This is a genomic window from Trinickia violacea (genome assembly GCF_005280735.1).
In the GTDB taxonomy this organism is placed as follows: domain Bacteria; phylum Pseudomonadota; class Gammaproteobacteria; order Burkholderiales; family Burkholderiaceae; genus Trinickia_A; species Trinickia_A violacea.
The window spans coordinates 3,277,076-3,297,416 of the sequence record NZ_CP040078.1 but is presented as its reverse complement, the minus strand read 5'-3'; the positions used below and the strand labels follow the sequence as shown (position 1 = coordinate 3,297,416).

Below are 20,341 nucleotides of genomic sequence, written 5' to 3'. Positions count from 1 at the left end.
GGAGGGAGACATGGCAAATGGAAGGCTGGACGGGCGCAAAGCCCTGATAACGGGTGGCGCGCGGGGTATTGGCGCGGCGGTAGCGCAGGCACTCGCTCAGGCGGGCGCGGCCGTAATGATCGGCGACGTGCTGGCCGATCTCGCAAAGCAAACAGCACGTGGCATCGCGCAGACGGGTGCCCGCGCGGGCGCGGTTGCGCTCGACGTTAGCGACGACGCGCAGTGGGCGCGTGCCGTCGGCACGGTGGTCGACGAGTTGGGCGGCTTCGACATCCTGATCAATAACGCGGGCATCGAGATCACGTCGCTCGTGGCGGACCTGCAGGCGGCGGATCTCCGCCGGATGTGCGAGATCAACGTTGTCGGTGTCGGCCTCGGGCTCAAGCATGCGTTCCGGGCGATGCGGCCCGGTGGCGAGGCGGGACGTGGCGGCGCCGTTGTCAACGTGTCGTCCGTGGCAGCGACGATCGCCTTTCCCGCGATCGCCGGCTATTCAGCCACCAAGTCCGCGGTCGATCGCTTGACCCGCGTGGCGGCGATGGAAGCCGGCAAGCTCGGTTACGGCATCCGTGTCAACTGCGTCTACCCAGGCCTCACGCCGACTGAGATGGGGATGAAGCTTGCGACCGACATCGTAGCCAACAAGCTGGCCCCGGACGTCGAGAGCGCGGTATCAGCCGTCGTTGCGCAGACGCCTTTGGGCCGCCTCGCGACGGTTGACGAGATCGCCGACGCGATCGTCTTTCTGTGTTCCGACGACGCTCGCTTCATCACGGGCGCCGGCATGCCGGTCGACGGTGGTATGGGCATGTAGCACAGTGCCGCGGGCGAATCTTTCTTTCTGGATGGAGGAGAAACATGGGCGCAAAGAAGCCAGTGGTCGTCTACGGTGTGTCGGGTTATACCGGACGCTTGGTATGCGAATACCTGCGCGAGTACAACATTCCGTTCATCGCCGCCGGGCGGGACAGGAAACGAATCGAAGCGGTTGTTGAACGCATTCCCGGCATCGAGAGCGCGGACTATGAGATCGTCGAGGTCGAGCATTCGGTTGGCACGCTGACCGAGCTGTTCAAAGGCGCGAAGTTCGTCAGCAACATGGTCGGGCCGTTCATCAAGTATGGCGCCGAGGTCGTCGAGGCCTGCCTCGCGGCGGGTTGCCACTATTCGGACACGACGGGCGAGCAGGACTGGGTGTTGCACGCCAAGGAACACTGGGGGGATGCGTTCGCAAAGAGGGAACTGTTGCTCGCGCCGAACATCGCGCAGATGTACACGACCGGGGAAATCGCGGCAAACCTGTGTCTCGAGACACCGGGGCTCGACACGCTCGACATCCTGGTGCTGTGGAAGGGCTTTCCCACCTACGCGTCGACGCAGACGATCTTCACGATCCTAAAGGCCACCTGGTACTACCTCGAACAGAACAAATACGTCGCGTGGGAACCAACCGCGCATGCGGAGGTGCTGGTGCCGGGGCAGCACGAAACGGCTATCGCGGTGCCGTGGGGCGGCACCGCGCATCCAGTGTGGTTCAAGGACGATCCGCGCGTGTCGAACTGCCGCGCGATTGGCGGCGTAATGGCGCGCGCGGTCATGGAAGGCGTACGCAAGACGACGCAGATGTTTGATGAAAAGATCCGCCCGTTGCCACCTGACCAGCAGGAAGCCGCGCTCGCCGAGATCGCCAACAGCATGCAGGCGAGCATGCCACCGCGCGAGAATCCGCGTCTCAACACGACAGTGGACTCGGTGCATGCATCTGGCCCGCTCGGCCGCGCGCATTGCGTGATCCACGGTGTCTGCAACTACAAGCAGACCGGCCTGCTGCAGGCCTATGCGGCGTTTTCGCTGTTACAGGCGCCGCCGCGACGGGTCGGCTTCGCGTCCGGATGCCAGGCTTTCGGTCATCACGCGCTGCTCGGCCAGCTGCGTAGCTTCGGCCTTGTGATGAAACCCGTGCTGACCGTGCAGGACTGACGCACCGCGCTTACCGGGAGAATCGTCATGCGCTTGACCCGCTATCTCGACAAGGGTGCGTCGCTCGGCGCCGACCGGCCGTGTCTCGTCGCAGACGACGAGATATTGACCTACGCGCAGGTGCAGCGCCTCACCTACCGTGTCGCGCGCGGTCTTGTCCGCGCGGGCGTTTCCGCTGGAGAGAAGGTGGCGATCCTGTCGGGCAACGATCCGGTCGCGTTTGCCTGCGTGTTTGGCATCGCGCGGGCGGGCAACGTCTGGTGCCCGGTCAACCCGCGCAACGAGGTCGCCGAGAACCGCTTCGTGCTTGCGAACTTCGACTGCCGTGCGCTGCTGTTCCACAGCGCGTACGCGGATATGGTGCGCAAGATGTTGCCCGATCTTCCAGCGTTGCGCGTCGTGATCTGCCTGGACGAGACACTGCCGTTCGCGCAGCGTCTTGACGACTGGTTGGGTGACCTGCCCGACACCGCGTTTGAACGCGGACCGGTCACCGACGTCGCGATGCTGCCGGGCACGGGCGGCACCACAGGTGTGCCGAAGGGCGTGATGCTGACCGAGCAGAACCTGGAGACGATGACGGCGCTCACTCTGATGAGCTATCCGTTCGACGGTCGAGCGGTCTACTTGGCGTTCGCGCCGCTCACGCACGCGGCGGGCGTGCTGTGCCTGCCAGTCATGACGCTCGGCGGCAAGATCGTCGTGATGCGCCATCCTGACGTCGGTGCGTTCCTCGCGACGATCGAACGCGAACGCGTCACGCACACGTTCCTGCCGCCGACGGTGATCTACATGCTGCTCGATCATCCGCAATTGCCGTCGACCAGTCTCGATTCACTGCAGTGTTTTTGGTACGGCGCCGCGCCGATCTCGGTCGATCGCCTTGCCGAGGCGCTCGAGCGGATCGGCCCGATGGCCCAACTGTTCGGCCAGACCGAGGCGCCGATGATGGTGTCGACGCTTGCGCCCGCCGACCACTTTCGGCCGGACGGCACGATCGCGGTCGAACGGTTGTCGTCCGCCGGTCGGCCGACGCCGCTTGTCGAGGTCGGCATCATGGACGAGCGAGGGCATCTCCTGCCGACAGGCGAGCGCGGCGAAATCGTCGTGCGCGGTTCACTGGTCATGAAGGGCTACTACGAAAATCCCGCAGCGACGGCCGAGGCGTCCGCATTCGGTTGGCATCACACGGGCGATATCGGCTATCTCGACGCGGACAATTTTCTGTTCATCGTGGATCGCGCGAAAGACATGATCATCACTGGCGGATTCAACGTCTACTCGATCGAGGTCGAGCAGGCGCTGCTCGCGCATGTCGACGTGCGCGACTGCGCGGTGATCGGTCTGCCCGACGAGAAATGGGGCGAGCGCGTGGTCGCCGTGGTGCAGCCCCGCGACGGCAAGCGGATCGACGCGGCGGCGCTGGTCGCGTTCGTGAAGGAGCGGATTGGCAGCGTCAAAGCACCGAAGCAGGTCGAGGTGTGGGACGACCTGCCGCGCTCGAAGGTTGGCAAGGTCTCAAAACCCGAGGTGAAGGCGCGGCTGAGGGGCGACACGGCCGCCGGGTAAAGCAGGCGATTCCGGCAGGCGCGTGTCAAAACTACGGCGCTCAGTTGCGCGTCGTGAAGATCTTTTGAATTCACAAAGGAGCGAGGCATGAACCGTCGAGTCAACGTCATCGGCGTCGGGATGATCCCGTTCACGAAGCCGGGCGCGAGCCCACAGTACTACCAAATGGCGGCTGAAGCCGCGCGGATCGCGCTCGGCGATGCCCGCATCCGGTACGACGTGATCGAGCAGGTTTACGCGGGTTACGTCTACGGCGATTCAACTTGCGGGCAGCGCGCCGTCTACGAGATCGGCATGACGGGCGTGCCCGTCGTCAACGTCAACAACAACTGTTCAACCGGTTCGACCGCGCTTTGGCTCGCCCGGCAGGCGATCGAGAGCGGTGCGGCCGAATGCGTGCTGGCGCTCGGCTTCGAGCAGATGGAGAAGGGCGCGCTCACAACGAAGTTCAACGACCGCGCGTCGCCGCTCGACCTGCATCTCCACGTCGCTGACGCGGTGCAGGGCGAGACATCCGCGCCGCTCGCGGTGCGGATGTTCGGTGGAGCGGGCCGGGAATATATCGAGCGTTACGGCGCGGCGAGGGAAACGTTCGGGATGGTCGCGGTAAAGGCGCGCGAGCACGCCAGCCGGAATCCGTACGCGCTGTTTCGCGACCCGCTGGATTTGGCGCAGGTGATGGATTCGGACGCGGTATTCGATCCGCTCACCCGGTTCCAGTGCTGTCCGCCGACCTGCGGCGCCGGCTGCGCCGTGCTGTGCTCGGACGAGTTCGCGATGCGTCATGGGCACGGGCATTCGGTCTACATCGCCGCGCAGGCGATGACGACCGATTATCCGACCAGCTTTGCGCCCGCGTCGATGATCAGGATGGTCGGATACGACATGTCCGCGGCGGCTGCGCGAAGGGTGTACGAGTCGGCCGGCATCGGCCCGGAGGAGCTCGATGTCGTCGAACTGCACGACTGCTTCACGAGTAACGAGCTGATTAGCTACGAGGCGCTCGGACTGTGTGCCGAGGGCTGCGCGGAGAAGTTCGTCCGCGATCGTGACAACACGTACCGCGGCAGGATCGTTACCAATCCGTCGGGCGGCCTGCTCTCGAAGGGCCATCCGCTCGGTGCGACTGGGCTCGCGCAGTGTGCAGAACTAGTCTGGCAACTACGCGGCGAAGCTGGATCGAGACAGGTTGAGGGCGCACGCGTAGGGCTGCAGCACAACATCGGGCTGGGCGGCGCGTGCGTCGTGACACTGTATCGTCGAGATTAGAGAGGGTGGCCCGATGGTAGCGACTTTGTACGTGCAAAGGCTTCTCGTCGTCATGGGGGCCATCGAGCATCGACAGGTGTGTCCCGCGCCGGGGACGCAACTGCTGGAACGATAGCAACCGGTCGAAGAATTATAACGAGCCGGTGAAATGGGTGCAGGCCATACTGCCAATCGAAATCTTAATTGTTAGTAGATAAATAAGGAAACCTTAGTGATGAGGCTTAGCTTTTCCAAGATAATCCTGATCGCGGGCGTGCTGCTCGGCAGCGTCAGCCTTTCCGCGTATGCGCAAAGCAGCGTAACGCTGTACGGCATCGTCGACGCCGGTCTGCTCTATACGAGCAAGTCGCTCAATTCGGCGACCGGGCAGAATGCCGGCCATCAGTTCCAGATGATCACCGGAGGCATGACCCCATCCCTGTTCGGCTTGAAAGGTGCCGAGGACCTAGGCAGCGGAGTGAGGGCGATCTTCGATCTCGAGAGCGGCATCGATATGTCGAACGGTGGGTTTAACGACTCGAACGGTAACTTCTTCGGCCGCAAGGCGTGGGTGGGCATCGCGAGTCATTACGGCACAGTAAAGGCGGGTCTTCAGGAATCGCCATTCGTGGCGTCGCTGATCGCGACCGACGGGCGTAACGTGTCGTACTTCGGAAGCGGCGCCCCTATCTACATCAACACCGTGCTCGTCACCGGCGTCTTCAATGCGAACGCGATTTCGTATACAAGCCCCACGATTGCAGGCTTGCAGGGCAGTGCAATGCTCGCGCTTGGCGGCATTGCCGGCGATTTCCAGGCGGGCCGGCAGTATTCGGCGAGCCTCAACTACACGTATGGCCCGCTGCTCGTCAGCGCCGCGATGTATAGCGGTAACGCGGGCGGCACTGCCGCATCGACGCCGGTGCCGAGCACCGTACCGTTCTCGGGCCGTACGATCGGCGCCAGCTATCAGTTCAGCGACCTGACCGTGAAGGCGCAATACATGAACCTGAAGGTTGCGGGTTCATTCGACAAGCGCGTGTACAGCGGTGGCCTACGCTACCAGTTCACGCCCGCCGTAGGCGCGGATGCCGGCGCCTGGTACACGAGCGACGGCAATGACACGCACAACCATTCGATCTTGGCCGCAACAGGCGTGACATACAGCTTGTCGAAGGCGACGTTGCTATATGCGCAGGTTGGCTTCGTCGACAATTACGGCCTGATGGACACCGGACTGTCGATCAACGGTGCGCTGTTCGGCGTGTCGGGGAAAACGTTTGGCACTGCGGTCGGCATTCGCCATCTATTCTGACACGTGCCAGCTCGTGGCGAGGCCGTCTGGATATTCGGCTGGTGTGGAGCGATCAGGCCGCTGGTTCGACCAGACCGCTAACGCTTGTCCAACTGCTTACGTTTCAACCGCTACGTAGGCTTTCGACTTTAGCGCTCTGACGTCGTGAATTACCAGCCCTATCTTGGGCAAACTCAGCAAATCTGGATTTCCCATGTTCAATCAGACTGCATCGCTGCCGCTTGCCGGCGTGCGCGTTCTCGACATCTCCCGCGTGCTCGCCGGGCCATGGTGCGCCATGGTGCTCGGCGATCTCGGCGCCGAAGTCATCAAGGTCGAGCACCCGGAACGTGGCGACGATACCCGTGACTGGGGCCTACGTGTTGGCTCCACCGAAACGGCCTATTTCAACAGCGTCAACCGCAACAAGCGCTCCGTGACGCTTGACCTGCAAAAGGCCGAAGGCCAACGGCTACTGCGTGAGCTGGCCGCCAAGAGCGACGTCGTCATTCAGAACTTCAAGTTCGGCGGCGCCGAAAAACTGGGCCTGGGTTACGAACAGCTCAAGGAAGGGCAAGAGGATCTGATCTATTGCTCGATTTCGGGTTACGACCGCACAGGACCGGAAGCGGCCAGGCCCGGATACGACCTGGTGATTCAAGGGGAAACCGGATTGATGGCCCTCAATGGCGAAGCCGGGCAACCACCGCTGAAATTCGGCGTGGCCGCCGTCGATCTGTTCACTGGGATGTATTCCGCGCAAGCCGTGCTCGCTGCGCTTTACGAGCGCCAGCGCACTGGCAAGGGCCGGCACATCGAAATGGCGCTGTTCGACTGCGGCCTGATGATCACGTCCTACTATGGCCTGGAAGCGCTGATCAAAGGCGAAGATCCGCCGCGCTACGGCAACGCGCACCCGTCGATCATGCCGTATGGCGTATTCGACGCGAGCGATGGGTCACTGGTCATCGCGGTCGGCAACAACCACCAGTTCGGACGCTTCTGCCGTGAAGTCATCGAGCGTCCCGACATCGTCGAGGATGAGCGCTTTCGCACCAATATCGATCGTGCGGCCAACCGTGAAGCGCTCGTTCCCAGGTTGCTGCAAGAGATCAAGGCGAGAAAGCGCGAAGTGCTTCTGGAAAGACTTGAACGCGCCGGAATTCCGTGTGGCACCGTGCTCGGCCTGCATGAAGCCCTCACCTCGCAGAGAACACAGGCCGGCGGTCTCGTGGCCATCCAGCCGCATCCAGAGGGAGGACACATGCACGTGCTTGCGCCGCCGTACCGGTTCGACGGTGAGCGCCCACCGGTGCGTCTTGGGCCGCCGGTACTGGGCGAAGGCACATACGACGTGCTCCGCTCGCTGCTCGGTGTACCGGACAAGGATATCGACCGACTGAAAGCTGAGGGCGTCGTCTAACGCGACTGAAGCCACAACGTCGAAATAAACGCTGCCCCGAGCAGACTACAGTGACCGCGAATATCTCTGGTGCCCACACATCTCGATCACCGGAGCGGATATTCGCTCATGAATGGTTGGAGACACTCATGCAACAACACCTCATCGAATCGATAAGAACCTGCCCCTCGTACGGGCGGATCACGCGGGCGCGCCGTCGCTTCTGCCTGGCACTCACGGCTTTGATGATCGCGGCTTACTACGGGTTCATTGTGCTCGTCGCGCTTGTTCCCCAATGGCTTGCGCAGCCGCTGTACGGTGGCGCCGTCACCAGCGTAGGCATGGCACTCGGTATCGCCGTAATTCTGATTTCGGTCGGGCTGACGGGCGCTTATGTGGTCCGCTCTAACCGCACCTTCGATCCGCTGATGGACGAACTTATCGCCCAATCCCGGCAAGGAGACTGAGCAATGAAATCTACGCGCTTACTGTCCGGCGCCTGCTTTGCAGTCGCGATGACGCAAAGCCATGCGGCAACCGCCGCCGGTCCAGCCGCTGAGCATACCGGACTCAATCCCGTCGCGATCGGCATGTTCGTGCTGTTCGTCCTAGTTACGCTTGCTATCACGCGATGGGCCTCACGCCGAACGCGCACGACCGCCGAATTCTATAACGCGGGAGGCGCGGTCACGGGTTTGCAGAACGGCCTTGCGATCTCCGGGGACTATATGTCAGCCGCGTCGTTTCTCGGCTTGTCAGGGCTGGTCTATCTGAATGGCTTCGATGGCGTGATCTACGCTGTTGGTTTTCTCGTCGGCTGGCCGTTCTTGATGTTCCTGCTTGCCGAGCCGATGCGCAATCTCGGTAAATGCACATTTGTCGACGTGGTCGCGTACCGCCTCGAGCAGGCGCCAATCCGCTTGATGACATCCTGCACCTCGCTCGTCGTGGTCATCCTCTATCTGGTGCTTCAACTGGTCGGTGCCGGCAAGCTGATTCAATTGCTGTTCGGGCTGCCGTACTGGATGGCGGAAGTGATCGTGGGCGTGCTGATGGTGATCTATGTGTTCTTCGGTGGAATGAAGGCCACTACGTGGGTGCAGATCATCAAGGCGGTGCTGTTGCTCTGCGGTGCGTCTTTCATGGTGGTTGCCGCGTTTGCGCAGTTCGGTTTCAGCCCGGAGCAAATGTTTCGCCATGCGGTCGCGGCGCACCCCGCGGGGCTTGGCATCATGGGCCCTGGCAAACTCATTAAGGACCCGCTCAACGCGCTTTCGCTCGGCGTTGCGGCAATCTGCGGCGTGGCCGGGTTCCCGCATATCCTGATGCGCTTCTTCACCGTGCCGAACGCGCGCGAAGCACGCAAATCCGTGTTCATTGCCACGGGATTTATCGCGTACTTCTATTTGCTGACTATCGTCATCGGATTCTCGGCAATCGCCTTGCTCGCCCAGCATCCCGAGTTCTTCAAAATCGGCGCAGACGGACATTTCAGCCTCACGCGCGATCTGCTCGGCGGCTCGAATATGGTCGCGGTCAACCTGGCCCGCGCCGTAGGCGGCAATTATTTTTACGGCTTTATAGCCGCGGTCACGTTCGCAACAATCCTTGCGGTGGTGGCGGGCTTGACCCTGTCCGGCGCGACGACCGTCTCGCATGACTTGTATGCCTGTTGGCTTGCTCGCGGCCAGGTTGACGAGAGTCGCGAGATGCGCATTTCGCGAGCCGCGACAGTAGTATTGAGCGCCATCGCAATCGGTCTCGGCATCCCGTTCGAACATATTAATATCGCGTTCATGGTCACGCTCGTGGCTGCCGTTGCCGCCAGCGCCAACTTCCCGGTTCTGCTGTCATCGATTTTTTGGGGTGGCATGACTACACGCGGCGCTGTCGCGGGAGGAAGCCTGGGCCTGACCGCCTCGCTGTTGCTGACGGTGCCGTCCAAGGCGGTCTGGGTAGACGTCCTGCACCACGCGCATGCGCCGATCTCGCTGGACAATCCCGCGCTGATCTCGGTTCCGCTCGCCTTCATCGGCATCTGGTTGTTTTCTACGTTGGACCGCAGCGTGCGTGCCCAGCGGGAACGCGCAGCCTTCGCGCTGCAGGACTTTTACGGACAGACAGGCCTGCTCGCCAGCGAAGCCTTGCCCCATTGATGCTCGAGATCTGGTGGGCCGCGGACGCATACGCGGGCAAACCGCTTCATCGCAAGCAGACCAGCGTGACCCTCTATGTACCAGCAGCCGGCGCAGATGGTTTTCGCAGTCGGACAGAACCACGTTTATCCCGGCATCTATCAATGCGCCGTGTAGTAATACTCTGACGCGCCGGTGAGCAGCGCTGCTACCTCTGGAGTACTCGGGTCGCTACGCATGAGTGGCGTACAGGCGAGCTGGGGTGCCGGCAGTCAAGGCTCGCGTCGACCACCGCCGGATCGGCGCGGCAGCACCGCGGTAGACGCAGCACGCAGCGGGAATTCGATTGCAGCCGAGCTTGGTGGCACAGATCGAGAAACTCGGGTAGGGTCGGCGGATGCGGCACGCTACGCAGTGCCTCGATGCCCACCACGAGCGTGTCTTCGGGCATGCCTTGCAGCGCCTGGGTCCATGCGCGGACCAGGTCGCCGGTGTCGACGTGCCGCCACATCGCCACGAAGCGCCCCGTAGAGCGCATGCATCTGGCAAACAGCCACTCGCCGCGGGTTTCAGCCCCGGTCATCGTCGCCGACATGGCGCACGTCCTCCGGTTGCAGGTCGAACACATCGTCGTCAGGCGAGCGCATCGAGTCGCGCCCGGTCACAGCGGCCACGAAATCGCGGTCGCTCGCCTCGCGAAGGTCGCGAGGCGAGGGGGAGGTAGGCGGTGGTCCCTGTGGCCAGTGTCCACTGCGCAGCTCGCGGCGGCACCAGTTGCGCCACGTCGCGCACCAGTCGCGCTTGCAGCCGATCGCTCGCGATTCGGCGTGCCAGTGGTCGGCGAATTCGTCGGCGATCCGCACGACCACCGCATGCACGAAATCGCACTGCCGCGAGGCCCACTGTGCCCATTCGTCGGGCAGGTGCCGGTCGCCGGGCAGCCGTGTGCCGCGTTCGCAAAGCGGTACGCGTGCCTTAAGCGTTGGATCTCGTGATGAGATAGAACGTAAAGGTTTTGGTTTTACTTCTTCTCTTCTCTAGGTAACGCTCCGGTAACGTTTGAAGCGTTTCTGTCTGCGTTACCTTCAGCGTTAGTCAAAGCGTTACCACTGGCGTTAGCCGCACCGTTACCCTCAGCGTTACCTGATGCGTTAGCGGGACCATCACTCCAGCAGGCAACGTCAGTCGCTATCTGCCCGGTGTCCTTGCACTTCGACGATACGGCAGCCTGCATCGGGCAGCTCGATGCGGGAGTTGCGGTGGACTCGGCGGTTGCCAACCTCGGGGCCATGATGGGTCCGCCAACTTGTGTGCTGGTCGACACCTCCGGAGACTGGCGCTGGGGTGGGCAGGGAACGGCGGCCCGGTGGATCGCTAGGTGCGCGAAATATAGCGCTTACCGTGTATGACGTTGCACTGCTCTGGTCATCGGCATCGCAGGGGAAGCCCGCTACGCCGTGAGCATTCGTCATCTATCGGCCAGCCACGATGCTGCGTCCTGCATGACGGAGTCCCAATTGCCTTATTGCGCCTGCCGCAATACGGTCACGCCTTCGTCAACTGCCCCGGCAAGAAGCAACACTGCTGTCGGGTTGCCAGCCTTCGTACCCGTCGTCTCAATCGATGACGCGGCACCAGTACCGGCAACGGCACATGTTCCGCGCCCAGCGCCTGAACTAGATCACGCGGACCTATCGCCACCGGCGACACAGGGTGCGCGACTGTCGGCCAGATTGTCCAACGGCGTGAAGCTTGAGCTCGAATGTTCAGGACACGATGCCGCACTCGTGAGCGCGATGATTGCGGCACTCGGAGCGCGCTGATGTTCCGGTTCGCGTCGGACCTAAAGGTCTTCCTGCATCGTGACCCGATTGACTTCCGGGCCGGTATCAACAGTCTGGTGACACTCGTGGAGCAGTCCATGCAGCTCGACCTATTTGCATGCGCCGTATTTGCCTTCCACAACCGCCGACGCAACCGGGTCAAGTTGCTGTTCTATGAGCGCTCCGGCTTCTGGCTGATATTGCGGCGTCTCGAGGAAGATCACTTTGTCTGGCCACGTCGGCAACAGGCGGTGAACGAACCGATGACCGAACATATTAGCGTACATTGGCGCCCCTTTCGTCGAATGCCCCCTTAAACGCTATTTGACAATTGTTCACTCTCAAACCGTGGGAGCAGCGTAACGTAAGTCGCAGGTTGATGAAGTGAAGAGAGGATGTGACGTTGGAACCTGAGCGCTTCTATCTCTATCGCGGCTTCGGGTCTCCAGGCGCAACGGCTTGCAGCGTGCGCTCGCCACCTGCAACCCTACGATGCCGTGCGTTACCGGTGCATCGTACGCATCCGCAAGATTGACTCCGTGCTGCGACTGGATTCGTTTTCGCTCGACTCTGGTGGCAAGCCATTTGAAAGCGAATTCGAGGCTATCCTTCATGGGTGCGCCGCTGCTGAACGGTGCACCAACGTCCATCAAATGATGGTTGCTCGTGAGCCGCATTTGGTCGATGTGGTTTGCTAAATCCGCGTGAGACTTGCTCAGACAACTGAGGCCCAGACTGCTATCTGGCGGTCGGGGCTTCTTTCATAGGGAGTGGCGCGTGAAATGAGCCTGATTGAAAAATTGCTTGCCAAAACGCCCCCTGCGGATGACTCACGTCGACGGGTGATTGCGCGAGTGTTGCTTGACGACGCGGGCAGAGTGCAGGCGGTGCAGCTAAAGCGAAGCTGTGGTGATCCAAAAATCGATGAGCGGGCGCTCGTCGAGTTAGAGAAGGCGCGGTATTCCGTCACGAGATTGGGGTCGAAAACGTGGCGCCGCTGGCATGATGTCGCGTGGACGACACAAGCGTGAAGTCGTTTCGGGTTTGCCGCTTGCAGTGGTAACCCTAGTCGTTGAAGCGAATGCATCCAGGCCGAGTTGCTCCTGGCTAGAACGGCCGTTGAGCGAGAAGTCATCACCACGCCAATAAATTTGAGCGCACGAGCACTCGCGCTTCTCGAGCGCCTGACGTAAGCGCGCCCGGTGAAGTGGCTGCAGAGGTTTGTCAGGCAGCAGTCGGAGCCCAGCGATGCGGCAGCAACTGGTCGATGTCATCGGCTCGATGGGTGGGTACACGCTCGGGCTCGGGCAGGCCGAGATTTTCCCTGAGCTGCCCGAGACCGCTGCAGGCTTCAAAGCTGAAATCGACGAAACGCCCTGGCTCGTGAAGAAGGCGACACACGCGCTCCGGGAGGGCGGGTTCACGACCGCGGTGGAGCTCGAAGTGCGCGACGCCGGGTTATCAGTCTGCGCAAAGCCAACAACCGGGAGATTGACCGCTATGAGCAAACCACGCAAATTGATCCGTAACACGCCCGAAGAAGAAGCGGCGATCGCTCGCGGCATCGCTGCGGACCCCGACACGTTCGAACCGACCGACGAACAGTTCACCCAGATGAAGCGACGTAGCGGACGGCCGAAACTTGCGAATCCCAAAGTTGCGGTGACGGTACGATAGGATGCGGATATCGTCGAACGCTTGAAGGCCAGTGGGGAGGGGTGGCAAACGCGGATGAATAATGCTCTGCGTGATTGGCTTACGACACATCGCGTATGAGCTGCACAGCAGCCTTCCGTCACTGTGGGGCCGATATAGTTTCAAAGTTCGAAGACAGTTGAGATGAGAGGGGGCGCTTGTTGCGCCCCTTTTTACAATCGAGGCGCGGGAATTCGCTCATGCAGAATCATTGCTATCTGTCGGTCTGCTTCTTCCATCTCTCGAAGGACGCACCGAAATTCTTTGGATTTGCAGAGTATCTTGCTGCCGTAGCACTGATGACATTGGCTTGAACTCTTGCCGATATACGGTATAAGTTTCGCGTCGCGACAGCACCCATTCCACTTCAAATCACGGTTGTGTCGTGATAAGGAAAGTGTGACGAGCAAGTGTCCGAGATTTAGAGGACGGCTTACATCGCAAGAGAATAGAATTGTTCAGCTGCAGTCGCAGCGACGTCATCATCACGCATCTGCCCCTTGCGGATCATGTGCATGATTTCGATGCCGGACAGGATAATGCGCGCGCAGCGGAAATCCTTGAATCCCATCATGGGTTTGATGACGCGTTTGACGGCGCGGTGGTCCTGCGCCACGATGTTATTCAGGTACTTGTTCTGGCGAACCTTGATCGGTGTCGAACGTTCGGCGTTGAGCGCTTCGAGCGCGGCCAGATTGGCGCCGCTCTTGTCCACCGGCTGCTTGCGGCGGTGAAATGCCCTGTCCTGCAGCGGCACAAGTTTGATGACCTAGCGGTGCACGCTCGAATGATCCACCTTGATGCCGCGCTCGGCCATCATCTCTTTAGGATCACATCCAGCGGATAGTGCAGTCGCTTCAGTACCTTGCCAATACCAGCAGGCAGTGTCTTGCCTAGTGTGTTCTTCTTTGCCATCATGCTCGTCATGCGTGACGGTCCGACCGATTCTACCTGACCGCCTAAATGCGACAGAGCCGAGTGAAATGGACAATTCAGCCGCTGAAGCGACCGGCGTGCAAAGCGTCGACGTCGCGTTAACGAGGTGCATCCCCCAGTGGAAGGCGATCGCCGCGATCACGGTCGGCAACGGCCTCGAATTCTTTGATTTCACAATCTACAGCTTCTTTGCAACGATCATCGGCAAGCTGTACTTCCCGGTTGAGGGGCAGCTCGAGCAACTGATGCTTGCACTCAGCACGTTCGGCGTTGGCTTCATCATGCGGCCGATCGGCGGCGTCGTGCTTGGTGCTTACGCTGACCGCGCCGGCCGCAAGGCCGCGATGAACCTTACGCTGTGGCTCATGACGCTCGGCTCCGCGATCATCGCTTTCGCGCCGACTTATGCGGCGATAGGGCTCGCTGCACCTGCGCTCATCATCCTCGCGCGGCTGATCCAGGGCTTTGCGATCGGCGGCGAGGTCGGTGCGTCGACTTCACTTCTGATCGAGTACGGTAGCGACCGCGCGCGCGGATTCTACGGCAGCTGGCAGTACGTGAGCCAGGGGCTCAATACGCTGTGCGGGTCACTGCTTGGCGTCGTGCTCGCAGCGAGCCTGACGACACTGTCGCTCGAGAGTTGGGGCTGGCGCGTCCCGTTTGCGATCGGGATGACGATGGGGCCGATCGGCACCTATATCCGCCGCCATCTGCACGAGACGCTAGCCGGCATCCAAACTGATGACCATAGGACACAGGCGTTGCTCACCGCCAACCACACCGAGCCGGCCGCCCATCGCGTACATCCCGCGCGCACCCTTTTCCGCCACCATGCGGGCGCGATCACGGCTGGCGTAGTGACGACGATCGGCGGCACGGCGGCGAACTACATCGTGCTGTTCTATCTGTCGACCTACGCGATCCGGATGCTGAACATGCCGATGTCGCTAGCACTGTGGGCATCGTGGACGGCGGCCCTCATGACCGTGATCTGCTCGCCGTTTGCCGGCGCGCTGTCGGACCGGGTGGGCCGCAAGCCCGTGCTGGGGGTGTCGCGCGTGCTGCTGACGCTCGCGATCTATCCAGCGTTCAAGCTCATCAACGTCTATCCAACCGTGCCGGTGCTGCTGGCAGTGGTCGCGATTCTGGCAGTGCTGGTCGCGTTCACCGCGGTGCCGAACATCGTGGTGCTGCCCGAATTGTTTCCGCGGGAGATTCGGGCGACCGGGATGTCGATCGTCTATTGCCTCGGCGTGTCGATCTTCGGCGGCTTCGCGCAGTTCTTCGCGACGTGGCTGATCCAGCTCTCGGGCAGTCCGCTTGCGCCCGCGTGGTATCTGATCGGCTGCGGACTCGTGTCGCTGCTGGCACTGCCGTTCGTGCGCGAGACGGCGGGGCGGCCGATCGGCTGACTGCCGTTATGGCCGCTGCAATGTCGGGCGATGATGTGTTTCGCATGATCATCGCACGGGCGCCACACGGGCAGGTCGATCGACGGATTTTCTAGCAATGATCAAGCCCTGCGTGGCTCAGGCATTACCAATGCACAACGTCCTGCAGCTAGAGCGAGAGCTGCCGCGAACAGCAATCTGCGCTCCTTTATGGAGCAACCGACCGCAAATTTCACTCCGTTAGTTGACGTACTGCACGACGCGACGCCGTAAGGACTCGAAGAGCACCGTAGCACAGCACGTTGACGACGGACGTGAGGAATGCTCCTAGACCGGTTCGCCTCGAGTAGAGGGCGGCAGCGTCGATGCTACGGTTCATGGTAGCAACTCCTTGATGCTATTGGCCGGATGATCGGCGATATGGATCCGATGTACCGTGACTTGCTCCCCTGAGTCAGAGATGAAGTTCCTTTCCGCGGAGGTTGGCACCGCGCAGATAGGGCGCGTCAGTTCATCGCGTCACGTTGCGCAGCATCGTGCGTGAATGTCACGTCAAAACAGCAAGTCCAGCTGGTCGAACAGCATCCGGTTCGCTTCGCCCGCAGATCGCGACTGCGATCGGATGACTTTGCACAGGCAGTCGACAAAACATTTCGCTGCCTGGCTGCGCGTCGCGTTGCGCAGGCTGATCACGCTGACACGAAGAGGCTCAAACTGCTCATCCAGTGTCAGCGCCTGCGCCCAGTCGCGCATGGACTCGCTGAGCAGCAAGGGTTCCGGGCAGAAGGTGAGCATATTGTTGTACCGCACCAGATCATTCAATAGTGAATACGAATGCGCGCAGTGCAGGCGGGCGGGGGCAATCTTCGCCCCGTGCTGCCAGAACACTCGCTGCATCACACTCTCATAGCTGGCTGGCGTGAAGTTGAGCGCCCAGTCCTGGTCGAGCAGATCATGCAACGAGCGCCTGCCGAGGCTCGGATGTCCGCGGCGGGCGATTATGCACGGCTCGTATGCAAACAGCGGTTCGATGTCGAATTCCTGGTCCGTCAGCGCCACTGGCAGCGCCAGGATGCCGAAATCCAGCGCGCCTTCCCTCAGGCGCGGTAACGCCACTGCGGTCAGTCCTTCGAAGATCTCCAGTTGGATCGACGGCATCTGCTTGCGGAACAGCGATACCGTCTCTGGAAGAAAGTTGACCATGACCAGCGGGGTGACCGCGATGGCGAGCTTGCCGGCCTGATCCCCGCGCAGTTTTGCCAGCTCTTCGCTGGCGCGCTCCATTTGCCCGATGACCAGTCGCGCGTGCTTCAGCAGCCTGTGTCCGGCGTCCGTGAAGCTCACGCCGCCGGCAGTGCGCACGAGCAACGCAAGCTGTTGCTCGCTTTCCAGCTCGCGCAGCGCCTTGGTGACGGCTGCCTGGGACAGCTGCAACAGGCGTGCCGCTGCGCGGATGCTTCCGGCGTCAGCAACAGAGACCAGCGCCTCCAGGTGATGCAGTTTCATGTTTTTCCGGCAAGGCCTGCTGTAGGGCGACAACCGCGGGTTTTCAGTATAACCAGGCGCAGTCTTTCCGGCGGGCGGTGCGAATCCTATGATCCGTGACAGTCGGCATACAGTCGCGCACCGCGACTTCCAGTGGCCAGCCTGCTGGCCCTGGCGCCTCGCGAGTTCGAGCCCGCGTCGCCGCTGATTCGCAATGCGGGGCAGGCGATCCCCCGGATGCGGTTGGGGTGCCTCAGTAAAAACCCGCAGGCATATTCTGCGCAGCCGGCCATCAGCTTCCATTGCGCTTGATTCTGCGCTTACGAAATTCGTACAAGTTCAGACCCGGGACCAACACCGCGGACTTCAGTCAATGTAAGCAGCCCCTCGACGGAGATTTGCATGAGAGTGTTGTCCCTTGAAGATGAACCCGCGCAGGCGGAGCTGGTCCGTACGGCCCTGGAGGCTGCCGGGCATCAGGTGTGGTCATTCGAGCGCGGGCGTGCCGCGATCCGTCATCTCGAGAACGCAACCGTCGATCTGCTGATACTCGACTGGAAGGTGCCGGATATTACCGGGATCGAGGTGCTCGGCTGGGCCCGCACGCGCCTCGGCCACCAACTGCCGGTGATCATGCTGACGAACCATGCGACCGAGGATCATGCCGTGCAGTCGCTGGAGGGCGGCGCCGATGCGCATCTCGTCAAGCCTATGCGGATGCGCGAACTGATGGCCCACGTCACGGCGCTGCTGCGTCGCGCCTATCCGGAGGCAACGCGTCGCACCGAATTCTCCGAGCTGGGCGCCTACAGGCTCGACCTTCGCGAGCGCATTGCGAAGGTGGGTGACAGAATCCTGTCGCTCACACCGCGGGAGTTCGAGCTTGCCTGGCTGCTGTTTCGCAGCGCGGGGCAGATTGTGCCGCGAGAGCAGCTTTTCACGCGAGTGTGGGGCAGGGACAGGATGACCTGGGATTCGCGCAGCCTGGACACGCATGTGTACCGGCTGCGCAGGAAGCTCGAACTGCGCGAGCATGGCCTGCGTCTGCGCTCGGTCTACCAGCACGGCTACTGTCTGGAGCAAACCTTGACGACTGGATGCGATGCGACCTCGCTTGCAGCATCGTACGATACCCCCGATGAACAGAGCGGCATTATCGGTTGCTTGTCCTGCAAAGGAAAAGTGTTCACTCCCGCACCAGCTCTCGCTTGAGCGGCCAGTTCGAAAATCTGACTCCGCTCGTTTATGAACCAACTCCGGAATGAACCGACCCAAACGTTCATATTGACCGCATTAACCCGCGGTTGTAGCCACGCAACCCGCCTGCCTGCAAAGACATGAAACTGCATCAACTGGAGGCGCTGGTCTGTGTTGCGAACGCCGGAGGCATCCGTGCAGCGGCACGCCTGTTGCAGCTGTCCCAGGCAGCCGTCACCAAGGCGCTGCGCGAGCTGGAAAGCGAGCAACAGCTTGCGTTACTCGTGCGCACCGCCGGGGGCGTGAGCCTCACGGATGCCGGGCACAGGCTGCTGAAGCACGCGCGACTGGTCATCGGGCAAATGGAGCGCGCCAGCGAAGAGCTGGCAAAACTGCGCGGGGATCAGGCCCGCAAGCTCGCCATCGCGGTCACCCCGCTGGTCATGGTCAACTTTCTTCCAGAGGCGGTATCGCTGTTCCGCAAGCAGATGCCGGCGATTCAGCTGGAGATCTTCGAAGGACTGACCGCAGTGGCGTTACCGCGCCTGAGGGAAGGCGCGCTGGATTTCGGCATCCTGGCGCTGCCAGTGGCGCTGACGGACCAGGAATTCGACATCGAACCGCTGTTTGCATACGAGCCGCGCATAATCGCCCGCCGCGGACATCCGACCCTCGGCAGGCGCTCGTTGCATGATCTGCTCGACCAGGACTGGGCGCTCAACTTCACGCCAGCCAGCTATGAAAGCCTGATGCAAGACCTGTTCTGGCAACACGAGGCAAAGGCTGCCCCCGCCCGCGTGCACTGTGCGCATTCGTATTCACTATTGAATGATCTGGTGCGGTACAACGATATGCTCACCCTATGCCCGGAACCCTTGCTGCACTGCGAGTCCATGCGCAACTGGGCGCAGCCGCTGAGACTGGATGAGCAGTTTCATACCCGTCGTGTCAGCGTAATCAGCCTGCGCAACGCGACGCTCAGCCAGGCAGCGAAATGCTTTATCGACTGCCTGTGCAAAGTCATCCGATCGCGGTCGCGATCTGCGGGCGAAGCGAACCGCATGCTGTTCGACCGGCTGAAGTTACTGTTTTGAAGCAAGATTTGCGTAGGAAAACGCGAGCGGCGCGTGCGACCCGAACGTTCGCGGTACTGCCTGCCGCCATTTGTCACTCCGCTATACGCGGAGCTGCGCTGGATCTGGCGGCAACATCCTCGGCGAGGACGTCCTAGTAACGTGGCCCCTGGGACCGGCCACTCGGCCTTACGAAAGCGAATGGATCACTGCACCTCATCAAAGGCTGCAGTACAGTCCTCGGCCCGTCCGCGTTCGACGATCTGCAGCAGGACACCACCCTGCAAACAGGCTCCGACAAGCAGCCGCTGCCACAAAGCGGGGCGACTGAAGGGCAGTCGCCCCTGCACGAGAACGTGCGAGGACCCAAGTATTACCACTGACCCAACGAGGTCACGCATGTTGATGCGGCAAACCCTCTCCCAGCTCAAGGCCCTCAAGCTGGACGGCATGGCTTGCGCGTTCGAGGAGCAGACGGCGCTGACGGCCAGCACGAGCCTGTCGTTCGAGGAGCGCTTCGGCATGGTCGTGGATCGTGAGATCGCCTGGCGCGATACCTGGCGGCTCGAGCAATTGCTCAAGTCTGCGAAACTCAAGAATCTCCAAGCCTGCATTGAGGACATCGAGTACCGGCAGAGCTGTGCTCTCAACAGGGGTGTCGTCGCCACGCTCGCCAGCTATGCCTGGATCTGCATGCACAAAACCACCGTATAATCTAAGCACTACGCAGCACCTCCCTCCTGGCCTGTTTGACTTCACCGAAACGGGCGTTCAGCTTCCCCGAAATACGCATTCAACCAACTCCCACGTCCGCGAACATCCGTCATGGTGCCGTCGATGAGCCGCTGCCCGGCACTGAACGCCGCCATCAATGCGTCGGCCTCGGTATGAAACGGCCCCGATCCGGCCGCCGGCAAGCGCAGGGACGCAACCATGGCCAGCGTCGCGCCCGCCCGGAAGAGCCGGACCACGGCGAAAAAGCCCGTCGGCGCACGCAAGGTAACGCTGCGGGAAGGTTCAAACAAGGGTTCGAGCTCCACCGAGACCTCGAAGCCCCGATATGGATAGATCTTTTTCACGAACCGCTCCCCTATGAAAGGCTAGCCGCTAGCA

At 61.5% G+C, this 20,341-nt stretch carries 17 protein-coding genes and 4 pseudogenes; 16 read left to right on the top strand and 5 right to left on the bottom strand.

The features are described from left to right. Positions 1-10 precede the first annotated feature (10 nt). The 8 genes from FAZ95_RS36865 (at position 11) to actP (ending at position 9,649) form a co-directional block, all read left to right on the top strand. Positions 11-814 carry an SDR family NAD(P)-dependent oxidoreductase gene (locus tag FAZ95_RS36865; protein ID WP_137337238.1) on the top strand — a complete coding sequence of 268 codons (804 nt, stop codon included), beginning with the start codon at positions 11-13 and terminating at the stop codon, positions 812-814. Between the two features lie 44 nt (positions 815-858). After that, positions 859-1,980, top strand: coding sequence for a DUF5938 domain-containing protein (locus FAZ95_RS36860; protein WP_137337237.1), 1,122 nt, complete (start codon positions 859-861; stop codon positions 1,978-1,980). A gap of 27 nt (positions 1,981-2,007) precedes the next feature. Then, entirely contained in the window at positions 2,008-3,549 is a 1,542-nt protein-coding gene (locus FAZ95_RS36855) for an AMP-binding protein (protein WP_137337236.1), read from the top strand. Positions 3,550-3,636: 87 nt separating this feature from the next. Continuing rightward, a complete protein-coding gene (locus tag FAZ95_RS36850; protein ID WP_137337235.1) occupies positions 3,637-4,818 on the top strand; it encodes a lipid-transfer protein in 1,182 nt (393 codons plus the stop codon). Between the two features lie 214 nt (positions 4,819-5,032). Continuing rightward, the gene (locus FAZ95_RS36845) at positions 5,033-6,112 is read left to right on the top strand and encodes a porin (RefSeq protein WP_137337234.1); all 1,080 of its coding nucleotides are present in this window, start codon (positions 5,033-5,035) and stop codon (positions 6,110-6,112) included. Positions 6,113-6,305: 193 nt separating this feature from the next. Next, positions 6,306-7,514, top strand: a complete 1,209-nt coding sequence (locus FAZ95_RS36840; protein ID WP_137337233.1) for a CaiB/BaiF CoA transferase family protein — start codon at positions 6,306-6,308, stop codon at positions 7,512-7,514. A 128-nt stretch (positions 7,515-7,642) separates the two neighbouring features. After that, a complete protein-coding gene (locus FAZ95_RS36835; protein ID WP_137337232.1) occupies positions 7,643-7,960 on the top strand; it encodes a DUF485 domain-containing protein in 318 nt (105 codons plus the stop codon). A gap of 3 nt (positions 7,961-7,963) precedes the next feature. Next, complete coding sequence (gene actP, locus FAZ95_RS36830; RefSeq protein ID WP_137337231.1) at positions 7,964-9,649, top strand: cation/acetate symporter ActP; 1,686 nt, start codon at positions 7,964-7,966, stop codon at positions 9,647-9,649. 187 nt (positions 9,650-9,836) lie between these two features. Here the strand turns inward: actP and FAZ95_RS36825 are convergent, their stop codons facing one another. Both FAZ95_RS36825 and FAZ95_RS36820 read right to left on the bottom strand, forming a co-directional pair. Further along, complete coding sequence (locus FAZ95_RS36825) at positions 9,837-10,223, bottom strand: hypothetical protein (protein WP_137337230.1); 387 nt, start codon at positions 10,221-10,223, stop codon at positions 9,837-9,839. Then, positions 10,198-10,506 (bottom strand): hypothetical protein, encoded by a 309-nt coding sequence (locus tag FAZ95_RS36820; protein ID WP_137337229.1) that lies wholly within the window; start codon positions 10,504-10,506, stop codon positions 10,198-10,200. Before FAZ95_RS36820 ends, FAZ95_RS36825 begins: the two co-directional genes overlap by 26 nt. A 944-nt stretch (positions 10,507-11,450) precedes the next feature. On the opposite strand from FAZ95_RS36820, the gene tnpB reads away from it, so the two are divergent. The 4 genes and pseudogenes from tnpB to FAZ95_RS36790 all read left to right on the top strand — a co-directional run bounded on the left by tnpB (position 11,451) and on the right by FAZ95_RS36790 (position 13,227). Further along, positions 11,451-11,768, top strand: coding sequence for an IS66 family insertion sequence element accessory protein TnpB (gene tnpB / locus FAZ95_RS36805; protein ID WP_175425865.1), 318 nt, complete (start codon positions 11,451-11,453; stop codon positions 11,766-11,768). Positions 11,769-12,233: 465 nt separating this feature from the next. Beyond that, the gene (locus tag FAZ95_RS36800; RefSeq protein ID WP_137337227.1) at positions 12,234-12,482 is read left to right on the top strand and encodes an energy transducer TonB; all 249 of its coding nucleotides are present in this window, start codon (positions 12,234-12,236) and stop codon (positions 12,480-12,482) included. Positions 12,483-12,741: 259 nt separating this feature from the next. Beyond that, a pseudogene (locus tag FAZ95_RS36795) lies at positions 12,742-12,942 on the top strand (hypothetical protein); the annotation flags it as partial. A gap of 9 nt (positions 12,943-12,951) precedes the next feature. Then, positions 12,952-13,227, top strand: a pseudogene (locus FAZ95_RS36790) (BrnA antitoxin family protein). 352 nt (positions 13,228-13,579) lie between these two features. On the opposite strand, the pseudogene FAZ95_RS36785 reads toward FAZ95_RS36790, so the two are convergent. Further along, positions 13,580-14,073, bottom strand: a pseudogene (locus FAZ95_RS36785) (DDE-type integrase/transposase/recombinase). A 56-nt stretch (positions 14,074-14,129) separates the two neighbouring features. Here FAZ95_RS36785 and FAZ95_RS36780 point away from each other — a divergent pair. Next, complete coding sequence (locus FAZ95_RS36780) at positions 14,130-15,494, top strand: MFS transporter (RefSeq protein ID WP_137337226.1); 1,365 nt, start codon at positions 14,130-14,132, stop codon at positions 15,492-15,494. 531 nt (positions 15,495-16,025) lie between these two features. Here FAZ95_RS36780 and FAZ95_RS36775 read toward each other — a convergent pair. Beyond that, positions 16,026-16,979, bottom strand: coding sequence for a LysR family transcriptional regulator (locus FAZ95_RS36775; protein ID WP_137337225.1), 954 nt, complete (start codon positions 16,977-16,979; stop codon positions 16,026-16,028). Positions 16,980-17,360: 381 nt separating this feature from the next. Here FAZ95_RS36775 and FAZ95_RS36770 point away from each other — a divergent pair, with 381 nt between their 5' ends. The 3 genes and pseudogenes from FAZ95_RS36770 to FAZ95_RS36760 form a co-directional block, all read left to right on the top strand. Further along, entirely contained in the window at positions 17,361-18,170 is an 810-nt protein-coding gene (locus FAZ95_RS36770; protein WP_137337125.1) for a response regulator transcription factor, read from the top strand. A gap of 125 nt (positions 18,171-18,295) precedes the next feature. Beyond that, a complete protein-coding gene (locus tag FAZ95_RS36765) occupies positions 18,296-19,249 on the top strand; it encodes a LysR substrate-binding domain-containing protein (RefSeq protein WP_137337224.1) in 954 nt (317 codons plus the stop codon). A 378-nt stretch (positions 19,250-19,627) separates the two neighbouring features. After that, positions 19,628-19,918 (top strand): annotated as a pseudogene (locus FAZ95_RS36760) (ATP-binding protein); the annotation flags it as partial. A 65-nt stretch (positions 19,919-19,983) separates the two neighbouring features. Here the strand turns inward: FAZ95_RS36760 and FAZ95_RS36755 are convergent. Beyond that, positions 19,984-20,307: a hypothetical protein gene (locus FAZ95_RS36755; RefSeq protein ID WP_175425864.1), complete on the bottom strand. Its 324-nt coding sequence runs from the start codon at positions 20,305-20,307 to the stop codon at positions 19,984-19,986. Between the last annotated feature and the right edge of the window lie 34 nt (positions 20,308-20,341).